The organism is Albibacterium profundi (assembly GCF_042159835.1).
GTDB classification, from domain to species: Bacteria; Bacteroidota; Bacteroidia; order Sphingobacteriales; family Sphingobacteriaceae; genus Albibacterium; species Albibacterium profundi.
Genome location: NZ_JBBVGT010000003.1, coordinates 699101 through 713635 on the forward strand (window position 1 = coordinate 699101; position 14535 = coordinate 713635).

Genomic DNA, 14535 nt, shown 5'->3' on the forward strand with positions numbered 1-14535 from the left:
CATGGTTATTTGATAAATCGTAATAACATAAACGCTGCAACTGCGACAAAAAGGGTCGCCAGAATCTAAACCGGTAGATGCTCCTCATATGGAAACAGGTAAATAAAAATGAGTATGGACAACAATTTGATACAATGTACAAAATTGATGACACAAAAAGGCCTGACCATTGCTTTTGTTGAAAGTGCTACTGGCGGACGCGTTACTTCCGATTTTTCACTAGTTCCACAGGCTGGAAAGTTCTTAAAGGGGGGACTTGTATGCTATGATGCGAAATTAAAAGAGACGATATTGAACGTTCCAAAACAGCTTATCGACGAAAAAACACCCGAGTCGATGGAAGTTACTGAGGCGATAGCCGAGGGTCTCACGCGTCTGATAGAAGCTGATATTTATGTGGGTATTACCGGCTTGACGACCTCTGGTGGTAGCGAAACTGATGAAAAACCTGTCGGCACCATGTTCATTCACGGATTAATGAACAATCACAGCTTATTTTCTAGACGAATAGTGTTTTCCGGTTCCCCTGAAGATATCGTTAGACAGACTACCGCGGAAGTTGCTAAGCTCTTAAATGAGTTTTTATAACTAGCTCATAAAAACCAACAATGCTTAACAGGTAAAGAACGAATATATTTATTATTATTAATCTTAAGAACATGAACGATACAAAAGACTTCTCGACCTCTGTTTGGTATGCAGATGTGCCGAGTCCAAATTATCCTCAATTAAAAAGCAATTTAGAACCCGACATCGTAGTTATCGGTGGCGGTATAACCGGAATTACTGCTGCTTATTTACTTGCAAAAGCCGGTCGACAAGTTGTCCTCCTAGAGGCCAAGAAAATCGCGAGTGGATCAACAGCTTATTCTACGGGGAACCTTTATGCTACGGTGGGTGAACGCTTATCAAATATAGAACGCAGACATGGAGAAAAGGACATGATTGAGATGGTCAAGTCGCGTTTGGCGGCAATCGACTTCATCGAAGAAATGATTACTGCGAATCAGATAGATTGCGACTTTCAACGTGTCCCATGGCATTTATTTACTAGAAATTCGCATTCAGAAAATGAATCGGAGATTCAACGAGAATTTAAAGCTGGTAAAAAGGCGGGACTTGAAGCACATAACACCACTCTTTCAGACTTTCCTTATAGCGACATTAAGGAGATCACAACATTTGAAAACCAAGCACAACTTAATGCGTATAAATATGTCTTAGGGTTAGCCCAATTAATAAACCATCAAAACTGCCAAATATTTGAAAACACACCGGTGATAAAAGTCAAAGACGGCAGTCCTTGTATTATCGATACAGATCGACATACAGTAAAGGCGAATCATGTTATCATGGCCACCCATTCACCAAAGGGAGTGTATCAAGTTCATACGGAAATGGAAGTTTATCGTGAATTCGCTCTTGCAGCTAAATTAAAAGAAGCATTACCCCCCGCTGCTGTTTATTGGGATCTCATTGAATCTGGTCAATATTCCGTACGCCCCTATTCAACTCACGATGGGAATTATCTAATTGCATTAGGAGAACCCTACCGTACGGGAACTTTGGAAGAAAATGAGCAATTTCTCCAACAGATAGAACAGTACGTGCATCAGCATTTTAATGTCGATCATATCGCATACCGATGGGCGGCACAGAACTACAAATCGGGCGACGGACTACCTTATATCGGCATCAGCGCGCTCCAATGGAACACCTACATCGCAACAGGTTTTAAAGCTGACGGTTTAGTTTACGGCACATTAGCGGCGATGCTTATCAGCGATAAAATAGTAGGCAAGGAGCACCAGTGGCTGGAACTCTACAACCCAACCCGCTTCACCCCTATTGCCAGTGCTAAGCAGTTTGCAAAAGAAACGTCAACTGTAGTAACGCATCTCGTAAAGGACTATCTTTTTTACGGCAACGCTGACAGTTTAAAGGAAATAAAAAATGGAGACGGAAAAACGCTGACGATAGATGGCGAGAAAGTGGCTGCCTATCGTGATGAAGAGGGCGGTTTACACGTCGTTTCGTCTGTATGTACTCATTTGGGGTGTGTTGTCCATTTTAATAAAGCTGAAAAAACTTGGGACTGCCCCTGCCACGGAAGTCGCTTTACGGTTGACGGTGACGTCATTGAGGGTCCTGCATACAACAAACTATCAAAGCCTTTATAATCAGCTGTATACAAAAGTCTACAAAAACAGTCGGTGAATAGACAGTCCGATTGTTCTCTCGAAAAGATCACTAATATTTATGAGGGGTATTAATACCCAAATGCTCTTACAAACTTCGCGTTCCGTCTGCGTGATATACTTGTTTTGTCATCTTCAGCATATTTATTGATTAACAATCAATGACTTAAACATTTAATTGAAACTTAAAACCTGAACGCAATGACAACGATGCAATTTCAAACATTAGTAGCGAGCCACATCGATTATTTAAAACCATATGCGTTGCATTTTACGCGCATGGAAGATAATGCAGATGACTTAATTCAAGAGACCTTGATGAAAGCCATCAATTATCAGAATAAATTTCAAGAAGGCTCTAATTTGAAAGCGTGGCTGTACACCATTATGAAGAACACCTTCATTAATAATTATCGTAAAGCTACCAAAGCCAACAAGGTTGTAATCCAAACCGACGAGATTTACGCCGAGAGCATGTTACATAGCTCCACAAAGAATCAAGCGGAAAATAAATTTATCAGAAAAGATATAGAAAACGCCTTGAACAAGCTGTCTGATGACTATTACAAACCGTTTACGATGTATTTCGAAGGTTATAAGTATCATGAGATAGCAGACTACCTTGCTATACCCATCGGAACCGTGAAAACAAGGATTCATATTGCTAGAAAATTATTAAAGAAATCGTTAAAACAATATAAAAACATTTAATTTGCAGTCAATAACGTGCTGCGATGCGGAAAAGTGACAAACACCATAAGACTCCTAATACCATTCCAGGACCAGATTGGCTATTGGCAAGCATCATCGGTTCTTCCGATGATGCCATCATAACCAAAGATCTGGAAGGCAAGATAACTAGCTGGAATAATTCGGCGGTGGAAATGTTTGGTTACAGTGCCGATGAGGCTATCGGCCAGTCCGTTACAATACTCATTCCAGAAAACCGCCTACAAGAAGAAACTGAAATTCTAAATAAGATACGCTCTGGAGAGCAAATCAAGCATTACGAAACAGAGCGATTGGCAAAGAATGGTGATATCATTAGCTTATCGCTTACCATCTCACCGATTAAAACACCGGATGGGAAGATTATTGGCGCATCGAAAATAGCACGGGATATTTCAGAACGAGTTAGCCTGCAAAAAAAGTTACAACTTTATACACATGAGCTAGAGATGCTAAACAACCTGAAGGATGATGCTATTAACCTCATTAGCCACGAGCTAAAAACTCCACTGACCAGTGCTAAAGCATATATCCAACTCCTTGGTAAGTTAATAGAAAAAGATCATCAGGCTTATGGGTTTATCCCTAGAGCACAGTTCAGTTTAGCAAGACTAGAGAGCTTGATCAATGATCAATTAGACGTATCCAAAATCCGAATCAACCAATTTGAATATAATATGGTAGAATTTCCTTTGCGTGATCTTATTCTTGAAAGCGTTAAGTCAATTCAGCAATATTGCGTACACCACCAGATTGTCGTAAATATAGGGTCAGATATCCACGTTCGCGGAGATCGCGGTCGTCTCATGCAGGTTCTAAGTAACCTACTGTCTAATGCCATTAAATTTTCCCCAAAGGCAGATACTGTTGATGTTACTTCTCGTCAGACCGATGGTCACGTTGAGATTGCGGTTACTGATTATGGCATAGGTATATCAGCCGAATACGCCGGACAACTTTTGGATCGTTATTACCGAATTGAATCTGAGAACACGAAGTTTATTGGATTGGGCCTAGGTTTGTTTATCGTCAATGATATTCTGGAAAAGCACAATTCAAAATTATGTATCGAAAGCACACTCGGTGAGGGATCCCGGCTTTCTTTTTCCCTAGCTACTATTTAACCAGACCATGCAACGTGGCAAACCGTATCAAAGCTGCTGTATTTCTTGACTCCGTCTTATCTATCAAACTCTGCCTATGTCCTTCGACCGTTCGTTTGCTTAAAAATAGTTTCTCGGATATCTCCCCATTGGTATAGCCTTCTGCGATTAACTGCAATACCTCGATCTCCCTGGACGACAAATCAATATCAGGTTCAGAATCCTTACTCGCAAAGTTCGGTGAACTGATAAGTCTCTTCAAAAGCTTAATGGAAAGCTCCGAACATAGATAATATCCGCCTATTTTTACGTGTTTTAATGAAAAAATTAATTCATCGGCACTAACATTTTTTAACAAGTATCCACACGCACCCTCTTCGAATGCTCGAGCCACATATTTTTCATTATCCAGCATCGTTAAAATGATAACTTTCACATGGGGGTGAGACACTTTTAATTTACCGATCATATCGATACCATCTAAGTTTGGCATGTTAATATCTGAAAGAAGAATATCTACATCCGTACCTTCTTCCAATAATTTAATAGCTTTTTGTCCATCGCTGGCTTCACCTACGATATGAATATCCGCTTCCGACTCCAACAACATCTTTATACCATCCCGAACAATATTATGGTCTTCAACCAACACAACATTTATCATGACGTCCGCTTTATCTATTGATGTTTATATCCTCAAACTGTACTCGTATCGTTGCCCCTATATCTGTATTATCTATTGTCATCTTGCCATTTAATAAAACAAGCTGATTTTTGATTCCTCTAAGTCCCGACCCATTCCTAAATGCCAGAGCAATATTTCCCTGGAAACCCTCTCCATCATCACGTACTTCTAGTATCGCCGTCGCATCTTGTATCCTAAGAACGATATCCACGTTGTTGGCTTTCGCATGTTTTAAAACATTATTGACCAACTCTTGTATAATCCTGAAAACATGCAATTGAACATCGGGGTCTAGTTTGTTTGCCAGCGGTGAAATACGTGCCCGTATTTTAAAGGACGGTGCCGTTAATCGAGCTATCATCTCCTTAATTCCCTCACTAAATCCGAAGTCGATTAAAATTGAGGGTCTTAATTCATAAGAAATTAAACGTGTCTCGTTGATCGCCTGATCCAATAAATGGTTTAGATTATTAAAGTGGTCGCTATTTTCTTTACAAATTGATGAACTCTGCAGGTTCAAGCGAATACCATACAGGAGTTGGCAGACACTATCATGCAATGCTTGGCTGATTCGATTACGCTCCTTCTCCTGTGCTGCAAACATTGCCGATAATATATTTTTTTGTTGGTTTAGCTTCGTAATTTCCATTTCGGATTTCATGCGCTTTAATTCATCGTTCTGCATTTCAAGCAAGTGATGGTATTCTTGTAGTTCATTTATTAGAGTTGCAATATCCTGATCCGCCATCGCTTGGCGAAAATGCATTCCCTCTTTACCCGCTTTCCAGACTTTTTCAGAGTGCTGTATTAAGAGCGAAATAATTTTGGCACGCGATGCAATGTTATATGGCTGCGATGTGTCTTTCTTAAGATCTGTCTTCATTAGTAAGTTGTCACTATCCTTTAACATCCAAACCTGAGAAATGTTCTATCATAAAAATACCTTGTTCATAAAAAGCGAAATATGATGCCTTTTTGTCGGCATGACGGAACATGTCCAGTCCAGTGAATCTACTAAATGCAGGGAGTATCAGTTCCGATGTGGCTTGCACAAAGCATGGGAGCCTGATAAAGCGTTTGGTCGGCATTTCAATACGGATACCCGGGTGAATGTGACCTACAATCCAATGTTTTTTTGAACCTGGCCTCGAATTGTGAGAAAAACTAACCGGGTCAATCTGCAACTCATTATGTACGTTAGAGATGCCTAAGGCTTCCAGTTGGGAGCTAGAAATACTATCATGATTACCTTTAATTAATAAAAACCTGACTTCTCTAAACTTCTGAACGAGCGCTTTAAATAAGGTCAGTTCTTTATTCGTACCAGCGTGAACTAAATCTCCCACGATGATCACCTGCTCGGCACCATAGTAAATCAACAGAGACTCCAATGTCTTTATGTCTTTCATCGCAACAGATTTCGGAATTGCAATCCCATTCTCCCTAAAATAGGCAGGCTTGCCAAGATGAAAGTCCGACAAGATTAGCATATTCTTTCGGCTCCAATAAACAGTCCTTTGATTGTTTAAGATCAGTTCCTCGCCGGCAAAAATGATACGTTTCTCGTGTATATTCATTTTCTCGTGTTTTTCTGATTATAGACTCCTTGCTCGCATTCGCTCAATTCTTTTTTCTAAATTTTCGCTAGACAATGACTGGCGCAGACTGTCCACCTTTATAGGAAAGCTTAAAGGCGTAAAACTAGACGACGTCCTATAGATGATCGTGCTTTCTTTTATCCGTGTAAAAGCAGACATTAAGCGGTGTTCCTCTAACTGTTGGTGGAACACCTCCATATACGTCTGTCGAAGTAAAAGATTCTGTGGATCATGTTCTTCTAAAACCTGAAATATAATACCAGCTGAAGACTGCAAGCTCTTAAAATTTCGTTGTGCACCGGGTAGGTTTTGGACAACCATACCGGAAATAACAGCTATGTCTCTAAATTTTCGCTTTGCCATTTCCGTTGCATTGATGCTATTAGAAACGTCTATCATTAAATCCTTCGTGTCAAATAAATTCTTCAAATCGTTGTTGTTCAACATGATATCCGAATCAGAAAACAATTCAAGGCCATAATCATTCATTGCCATAGAAAAGCTTATCGGATACAGTTTACTGATCCGATAAGCCAACAGTGCCGCCATTAGTTCATGCACTAGTCGTCCTTCAAAAGGATACATAAAAAGATGGTATCCTTCCTTCGTTTTTATCTTCTCTATTAGAAACTCGCCTTCCGCTGGAATTACTGACTGCACATTTTGTCGGGCAAACAACGGTGATAAAAACTTCAGTTCTTTTTCTTTAGTATGGCCTCTTTCGATTTCAGCAAGTTTCTTACGAAGAAAGTGACTTAGGTTGGCGCTCAGCGGAAGTCGACCACCAAGCCATGCAGGAGCAAGCGCTTTTCCGGATGAAAGTTTCACATATGCTGTCATCTCCTTAATCCGTATCAACTCTAAAACCCTTCCAGCAAGAATAAATTTTCCGTTTTTCTTCAGCTTCGAAATAAAATATTCTTCAACCATCCCGATGTAGCCTCCCGTAATAAACCTTACTCGCATCATCGCATCACTTACAATCACACCAATATTCATTCTATGAAGCATCGCTATGCGTCTCTTAGAAACTACCAGCAGATCATCATCATTTCGCACCACCTTATGAAACTCTTCATAGTTCTCTCCGATAGCCCCGCCAACGGTAATAAACATGATGCACCACCGCCATTCGTCGTCTGTCATTTCCGAGAAAGCAAAGGTGTTTTTAATAATCGGAAGCATAGCCGTTGATTTAAATCCGCCTCCAAGAGCAATTGTCACCAGAAATTGCACAAGGACATCAAATGTAAGTACAAGCGGCTGCCTCTCTTCGATTACCTTGTTTTTAATAGCGTCTTTCAATGCAGCTACTTCAATGAGTTCGAGAGAGTGTGTTGGTACAAAGTATATCTTTGATGTCTCGAATGGAGAGTGGCCACTACGCCCAGCACGCTGCATAAATCGAGCAACACCTTTACTAGAACCTATCTGTATCACGGTGTCTACAGGTTTAAAGTCTACACCCAAGTCTAACGAAGAAGTGGCGATTACCGCTTTCAACTTTCCCTCACTGAGAGCTTCTTCAATCCATCGTCTAATAAATGCGTCTATTGAGCTGTGATGAATGGCGATCTGCCCAGCAAAATCTGGATAAGCATCCAACAATAGTTGATACCAAATTTCTGTTTGGCTTCTCGTATTCGTAAATATAATGGTCGACTTACTTTGCAGGATGACAGGAACCACCTTTTCTACTAGTTTACTGCCCAGGTGTCCGGCCCAGGGCAATACATCCACCTCATCCGGAAAAATAGAAATTATATCTATGTTCTTATGTTGTTTCGCCCGCACCTTAACACGTTTTTTAATCGAAAAAAGCAATACATCCATTGCTTCATCTAGGTTCCCGATAGTAGCAGTTATTCCCCATATACGTAACTTTTGATTTTCTGCTCGTAGAAAAGCTATGGCCAGTTCCACCATCACACCTCGTTTTGAACCCAACAGTTCATGCCATTCGTCGACCGCAACACATTTTAATGACTTAAAGAATTTTACGCGCCCTTTTTGCGCTAACAACAAATGTAAAGTCTCAGGAGTGACTAATAAAACATCCGGCATCTGTCTGCTCTGTCTTTGTTTAACTTTTATATCTGTGTCGCCATTGCGAACCTCTACGGTCCAATCCAATCCGATTTCGTCAATTGCTTCTTGCATCGCCTTCGCCAAATCCTTCGCCAAAGAACGAAGCGGAGTTATCCATAGCAACTTTAAACCACGTTGATACTGTTCTGGACAATTCATAAATTCGATTAAAACAGCTAAGAAAACAGAGAAGGTTTTGCCGAATCCGGTTGGCGCAATCACCATTCCACTATAGCCTCTAGCGAACTTCTCCCAAGTCTTTTTCTGAAATTCAAAAGGGGTATTGCCTTTATCCAGCATCCAGTCATATACCAAACGATAACCCGGACTATCCTTCAAAGTTTTTTTCAAAATCACCTTATCAGTTTTTTTATTTCTTCGATATCGTCTATCTCGTCAACTACCTTATCTTTTCGCCAACGGGCTATTCTTGGAAAACGCAATGCTACGCCCGATTTGTGACGCTTACTAAAACCTATTCCTTCAAAAGCAATCTCAAAAACTAATTCCGGTTTTACAGTACGCACCGGACCGAACTTTTCTATTGCATTGCGATTTACGAAGCGACTCACCTCCTGAATCTCCTTATCACTAAGACCGGAGTAAGCTTTCGCAATCGTTACTAGTTGGTCGCCTTGTTTAACCGCAAAGGTGTAATCTGTATAATAACCGCTTCGCCTCCCGCTTCCTTTCTGCGCATAAATCAAAACAGCATCAATGCTTAACGGATCTATTTTCCATTTCCACCAATCTCCTTTCAGCCTTCCTGCATGGTATTGGGATTCGGAGTGCTTAAGCATCAGACCTTCGCTATTTATGCTGCGTGCTTGTTCTCGTCTTTTCTTTAATTCCTCCCAATCGGTCGCACGAATGATTTCTGAGATGTGGATTTGATCACAGGAATATGTAGTTAGAAGATATTCCAAAAGTTCTCTTCTTTCGCTCATCATCTTACTCCGTATATCTTTACCCCGCCATTCAATCAAGTCGTAGGCAAACATGACGGCGGGCAGTTCGGCAAGTAACTTCTTACTGATATTTTTACGGTTCAATCGCTTTTGAAGATCCGTAAAGTTCATTACCTGTCCATCTTTATATACCAAAATCTCTCCATCCATCACAAAATCTTCCTGAAAGCCGAACACCGCATCACGTATCTCCGGAAACTGATGTGTAATCAGCTCTTCACCACGTGACCAAATAAAAACCTCATCATTTCGTTTGATTATTTGACCACGTATACCGTCCCATTTGTATTCTGCTTGCCATTGAGCGATATCACCTAAGTCTTCAGGCTGCTTGCCTATGGGATACGCCAGACAAAAAGGGTATGGTTTTGATAGGTGAATATCCGCATATCCTCCTTTAATTAGCATCTCAAAGCGGACTTCTTCTCTTTTCCAATCACCCATAATTGCATGAGCAACGGCACTGGTATCTAGTCGATAGTGCTTAGCAATTGCGTTAATCAGAGTTTTAGAAGAAACACCCATACGAAAGCTACCGCCAAGTAGTTTATTAAAAATAAAACGCTCAGTTCGAGTGAGATGTTTCCAGCTGTCCAACACAAAGGCCTTCTTTTGATCCTCTGATTTGTCCACTAGCTCCGCGATCAGCTTCATCCATTCGGAAAGATCCCGTTCAATAGATTTTATTGGCTCAGGCAGTATCAAGGCAATTGTCTCGCCCAAATCACCCACTGAAGCGTAGCATTCCAAAAAAAGCCACTCTGGTATATCGGCTTCTTCCATGGCCCATCGTTTCATGAGCGTCGTATTTACATTGCGTTTCGGTCTCTTCCCTGTAAAAAGAGCTAAAAACCAGAGTTTGTCCTCGTCAGTCGCTTCATGTAGGAAGAGATCAAATGCTTCCAACTTTTGATTGGTTTTATTGGTGCTATCCAGCGCGTTGATCAGTTTAGTGAATGTTTCCAATTTAGCCTTCCTCCTCTCCAAATTCAGTTATCACCTCTTCGGCTAAAATGCCAGCCTCGTTTAAATATTTAGCGAACACATGCGTTTGTCCATGCGTTACATACACTTTCTCAGCGTTTGTAGCCTTGATAGCTGACAACAACCCCGGCCAGTCTGCATGATCACTGATAACAAAGCCTGCGTCTACACTCCGCCAGCGCCTAGCACCGCGTACCTGCATCCAGCCTGAACAAATAGCGTTCACACGATTAGGGATCTTTCTGATAATATTGCTATCCAGCAAAGAAGGAGGTAATATAACAATACCCTTATCCAAATAGCGTAAATCGCTTTGGAAATCTATCACTTCATACGGTGGCAAATCAATACCTACGCTCGCATAAGCTTCGTTTAATTTGCCAATAGAAGAATGCACATTCAGGGGTCCAATATTCTCTAATGCTCTCATGATGCGCTGAGCTTTCCCCAAAGAATAGCCTATAATCACAGAGGTTTTACCATTTGATTGATTCTCTGATACCCAGCTTCCTAATTGTTCATTTTGTTGTTCAACTGACACCCAATTATAAATCGGAAGGCCGAAGGTACTTTCACTAACAAACTCATGACAATTCACAACTTCAAAAGGAGTGGATAGCCCATCGTTCTGAAGTTTATAGTCACCAGAGACAACGACTATCTTTCCTTTGTATTCCAAACGAACTTGTGCCGACCCCATTATATGTCCTGCCGGATGGAGCGACACACTCACACCGTTGATATTCAGTGTTTCATGATAAGCAACTCCCTGTACATTTACGTCACCTATTCTCCTTTTCAGTATAGGAACTGTGAAGTGATGACACAAATAATGTTTCATCCCCGCACGCGCATGGTCACCGTGTCCGTGGGTTATTACAGCGTAGTCCACTTCCGACCAAGGGTCAATATAGAACTTGCCGGCTTCACAATAAATACCTTTGTGGGTGAATCTCAACAATTTAAATGCTCTTTAAGTACTAATAGTTATTAAGTACATAATGAACATCTTTCAAATTAAATATGTTTTAAACAATGCTAATGAACTGATGTTAACTCATAAACAAGCATAAATATGCAGCCATGCATGAAGAAAACAAATTAAGTACTGCCGAAAAAATGGCAATTATCGGCGCAGGAGTGATATTTTTATGTACAGCCCGAAAATCATCACGGTTTAAACCGTTTAAACTCGCTATTGGTGGGATCTTATTGTATCAGGGCTTGAAGATCGTTGCTTACGCCCACTAGACAACTATATTGATAAAAAATATACAGAAGTTCGCAACGTAAATATAAAGGTCAGTTTAACTGTCAATAAACCGCGACACGAAGTCTATGCGTTTTGGCGCAAAATTGAAAATTTCCCCTTATTTATGAAACATCTGAAGGATATCACCGTGCTTGATCCAAGCAGATCACGTTGGGAGCTTTCTGTGCTAGGGGACACGCTTCCCGTTAAGTGGGAAAGTGAAATTGTGCTCGACGAACAAAATGAACGCATTGGATGGCAATCAAAAGAGGGAACGATCATCGAAAACGCCGGTAATATCCATTTCGAAGATGCAGGCAAGTTCGGCACGGAAGTTCATGCCGTTATTTCCTACCGAGCACCCGGAGGAAAAATTACGGAGGCGATCGCGGGACTGTTTAATCCACTCTTCGAAAACATGATCAGAGAAGATATTAAAAACTTCAAACGGTTTATAGAGTCTGGTGTGCTGCCAACTATTGAAAACCAACCTTTCGGGGATTAACTCTACTCATATGAAAGCATTATGTTATGATCGAAAAAATCAAGTTAAGCTTGAATCCGTTAAAGAACCTTAGATTATCAACCCCGGTGACGTTATCGTAAAGGTAGCTTTATCTTCCGTTTGCGGCTCTGATCTTCACTTTATACATGGTTATATTCCTGGAATGAAATCAGGAGATGTTTTAGGACATGAATTTGTTGGCGAGATAGTCGAAACGGGCGCGAATATCAGAAAGTTGAAAAAAGGAGACCGAGTTGTAGTTGCGCCCGACATGGGCTGCGGTAAGTGCTTCTATTGCGAAAACGAAGAATGGTCACTTTGTGATAATAGCAATCAAAATGGTCAAATACTTGAAAGATAAACGGAGCTCCAACTGCCGCCTTTTTCGGGTGCTCTCATTTATATGGCGGTTATGCCGGTAGTCATGCGCAATATATTCGTGTGCCTTATGCTGAATATGGGTGTTTTGTCATTCCGGAAGATTTAAGTTACGAACAAGCTTTATTTACTTCGGATGCTCTATCAACTGAGTATATGGCTGCCGACATATCGGTTAATCAGGGCGATATTGTTGCCGTTTGGGAGCTGGCGCAGTTGGACAAATGGCCGTTGCCTCCGCTTGGTTAAAAGGTGCTTCCCGAGTAATTTGTATTGATAAATACGACTATCGGTTATCGCTAGTTGCAGAAAATTGCAATGGAGAAGTTTTAAATTACACATCTAGCGATATCCAAGAAACCTTAAAAGAGGCCACCGGAGGTCGGGGTCCAGACGTTTGCATTGATGCAGTTGGTATGGAGGCAAACAGTCAGGGTCTTCAAGATGTTTATGACAAGGTAAAACAACAGCTAAAGTTAGAAAGTGATCGGCCTGCAGTTTTGCGGCAAGCCCTAACCAATTGTCGTAAAGGCGGTACGGTCTCCATAGTGGGAGTCTACTCCGGCCTCGTAGATAAGTTTCCGGTGGGCGTCATGATTAATAAGTCTCTGACAATAAAGTCCGGAATGGTGCATGCTCAGAAATATATTCCAACATTGCTCGACCACGTACAGAAAGGTGATATCGACCCGACGTACCTCAAAACACATGAATTCATCCTCGATCATGGTAATTACGTTTACGAGCTTTTTGCTGAGCATCGAGATTCCTGTCTCCGAGCTGTATTTGTGCCATGATGAGAGCGTTGATACCGTAAATTCATAAGCTAAGGCCACGAAATTTATACGTGGTCTTAGCTACTAATAGTACACAGGATAAATCGTTATTATAAGCCTGTTGTTTTCCAGCTTTTTGAAGCTGCAGATTCAAGAACAGCTTCGCAGACTTTTTGGGTGTCAAAAGCGTCTTTAAAGTTAGGGGAAAAGTCTTGACCTGACGCTAGGCTTTCAAGAAAATCAGCTGCTTGATGGATGAAACTCTGTTCGTATCCAATACTCAATCCTGGCACCCACCATTTATCCATATAGGGCTGATCACCATCCGTAACGTGAATAGAACGCCAACCACGCACTTCAGAGCTATCGGAATGATCAAAAAACTCCAAACGGTTCAGATCTTCTAGATCCCAACGAATTGAAGCTTTTTCTCCGTTAATCTCAAAGGTGTAAAATGCTTTATGCCCCCGGGCATAACGCGTTGATTCAAATAGACCTAAAGATCCATTATCAAAATGACAGTGAAATATACATGCGTCGTCAATCCCAACGGGCTCCATTTTTCCGGTCACCTGGTGGACGCGTTCCTTTATAAAAGTTTCGGTAACAGCTGAAACATCACCAATGCTTCCGTTTAGCCACATGGCCGTGTCAATGCAATGGGCCAGTAGATCACCAGTTACACCCGATCCAGCAACCTCAGCATCCATACGCCAGTCACTACCACCCTGTTTAACATTGGCATTGATTGTCCAGTCTTGTAAAAAATTAGCACGATAATGGAAGATTCTGCCTAATTTACCTGATTCTATAATATGCTTAGCAAGTGTTACAGCAGGTAAACGACGATAATTGTACCAAACCATATTTTTAACACCAGACTCTGCGACGGCGTTAACCATTTCTTCTGACTCCTCCAGCGTCCGAGCCAACGGTTTCTCACAAAAAATCATCTTGCCAGCTTTAGCTGCTGCAATCGATATCTCTGCGTGCATATCGTTAGGCGTACATATATCAATGGCGTCAATATCATCCCGTGCTATAACAGCTTTCCAGTCGGTTTCATACGACTCGTAGCCCCATTGCTCCGAAAAGGCCTTTGCTTTTTCTTCATTTCTAGAACAGGCTACTTTCAATACTGGTAGATGCTCTAAATCCGGAAAGAAATTCTTAATTCGGTTATACCCGTTGGAATGTGTCCTACCCATAAAGCCACAACCAATTAGCCCAATTCTTACTTCTTTTTTCTTTGTCATTTTGCGTTTAGAGTT

16 protein-coding genes are annotated in these 14535 nt (G+C 41.2%); 9 read left to right on the forward strand and 7 right to left on the reverse strand.

Annotated elements, in window-relative coordinates; genetic code table 11:
* Positions 1 to 40: 40 nt before the first annotated feature.
* The 5 genes from WKR92_RS14445 (at position 41) to WKR92_RS14465 (ending at position 4051) form a co-directional block, all read left to right on the forward strand.
* Positions 41 to 106, forward strand: coding sequence for a DUF6766 family protein (locus WKR92_RS14445; RefSeq protein WP_375558580.1), 66 nt, complete (start codon positions 41 to 43; stop codon positions 104 to 106).
* A gap of 8 nt (positions 107 to 114) precedes the next feature.
* Positions 115 to 588, forward strand: coding sequence for a CinA family protein (locus tag WKR92_RS14450; RefSeq protein WP_375558551.1), 474 nt, complete (start codon positions 115 to 117; stop codon positions 586 to 588).
* A gap of 71 nt (positions 589 to 659) precedes the next feature.
* The gene (locus WKR92_RS14455; RefSeq protein ID WP_375558552.1) at positions 660 to 2180 is read left to right on the forward strand and encodes an FAD-dependent oxidoreductase; all 1521 of its coding nucleotides are present in this window, start codon (positions 660 to 662) and stop codon (positions 2178 to 2180) included.
* Positions 2181 to 2399: 219 nt separating this feature from the next.
* Entirely contained in the window at positions 2400 to 2909 is a 510-nt protein-coding gene (locus WKR92_RS14460) for an RNA polymerase sigma factor (protein ID WP_375558553.1), read from the forward strand.
* 23 nt (positions 2910 to 2932) lie between these two features.
* Positions 2933 to 4051 (forward strand): PAS domain-containing sensor histidine kinase, encoded by a 1119-nt coding sequence (locus tag WKR92_RS14465; RefSeq protein ID WP_375558554.1) that lies wholly within the window; start codon positions 2933 to 2935, stop codon positions 4049 to 4051.
* On the opposite strand, the gene WKR92_RS14470 is transcribed toward WKR92_RS14465, so the two are convergent.
* Genes WKR92_RS14470 through WKR92_RS14495 form a run of 6 tightly spaced genes read right to left on the reverse strand, consistent with a single transcriptional unit; the run spans position 4044 to position 11314 of the window.
* Positions 4044 to 4694, reverse strand: coding sequence for a response regulator (locus WKR92_RS14470; protein ID WP_375558555.1), 651 nt, complete (start codon positions 4692 to 4694; stop codon positions 4044 to 4046). The two genes, WKR92_RS14465 and WKR92_RS14470, sit on opposite strands and share 8 nt — an antisense overlap.
* Before the next feature lie 10 nt (positions 4695 to 4704).
* Positions 4705 to 5598 (reverse strand): sensor histidine kinase, encoded by an 894-nt coding sequence (locus WKR92_RS14475; RefSeq protein ID WP_375558556.1) that lies wholly within the window; start codon positions 5596 to 5598, stop codon positions 4705 to 4707.
* 13 nt (positions 5599 to 5611) lie between these two features.
* A complete protein-coding gene (gene pdeM, locus WKR92_RS14480) occupies positions 5612 to 6292 on the reverse strand; it encodes a ligase-associated DNA damage response endonuclease PdeM (RefSeq protein WP_375558557.1) in 681 nt (226 codons plus the stop codon).
* A gap of 18 nt (positions 6293 to 6310) precedes the next feature.
* A complete protein-coding gene (locus WKR92_RS14485; protein WP_375558558.1) occupies positions 6311 to 8752 on the reverse strand; it encodes a ligase-associated DNA damage response DEXH box helicase in 2442 nt (813 codons plus the stop codon).
* Positions 8753 to 8754: 2 nt separating this feature from the next.
* Positions 8755 to 10335, reverse strand: coding sequence for an ATP-dependent DNA ligase (locus WKR92_RS14490; RefSeq protein ID WP_375558559.1), 1581 nt, complete (start codon positions 10333 to 10335; stop codon positions 8755 to 8757).
* A 1-nt stretch (position 10336) separates the two neighbouring features.
* On the reverse strand, positions 10337 to 11314 hold the full coding sequence (locus tag WKR92_RS14495; protein ID WP_375558560.1) for a ligase-associated DNA damage response exonuclease: 978 nt from the start codon (positions 11312 to 11314) through the stop codon (positions 10337 to 10339).
* Between the two features lie 122 nt (positions 11315 to 11436).
* Between WKR92_RS14495 and WKR92_RS14500 the strand changes: the two genes are divergently transcribed.
* The 4 genes from WKR92_RS14500 (at position 11437) to WKR92_RS14515 (ending at position 13285) form a co-directional block, all read left to right on the forward strand.
* On the forward strand, positions 11437 to 11604 hold the full coding sequence (locus tag WKR92_RS14500) for a hypothetical protein (RefSeq protein WP_375558561.1): 168 nt from the start codon (positions 11437 to 11439) through the stop codon (positions 11602 to 11604).
* 44 nt (positions 11605 to 11648) lie between these two features.
* A complete protein-coding gene (locus WKR92_RS14505) occupies positions 11649 to 12110 on the forward strand; it encodes an SRPBCC family protein (protein WP_375558581.1) in 462 nt (153 codons plus the stop codon).
* 142 nt (positions 12111 to 12252) lie between these two features.
* Positions 12253 to 12471, forward strand: a complete 219-nt coding sequence (locus WKR92_RS14510) for an alcohol dehydrogenase catalytic domain-containing protein (protein WP_375558582.1) — start codon at positions 12253 to 12255, stop codon at positions 12469 to 12471.
* 217 nt (positions 12472 to 12688) lie between these two features.
* Complete coding sequence (locus WKR92_RS14515; RefSeq protein ID WP_375558562.1) at positions 12689 to 13285, forward strand: zinc-binding dehydrogenase; 597 nt, start codon at positions 12689 to 12691, stop codon at positions 13283 to 13285.
* An 89-nt stretch (positions 13286 to 13374) separates the two neighbouring features.
* Here WKR92_RS14515 and WKR92_RS14520 read toward each other — a convergent pair whose 3' ends face one another.
* Positions 13375 to 14520 carry a Gfo/Idh/MocA family protein gene (locus tag WKR92_RS14520; protein WP_375558563.1) on the reverse strand — a complete coding sequence of 382 codons (1146 nt, stop codon included), beginning with the start codon at positions 14518 to 14520 and terminating at the stop codon, positions 13375 to 13377.
* Positions 14521 to 14535: the final 15 nt, after the last annotated feature.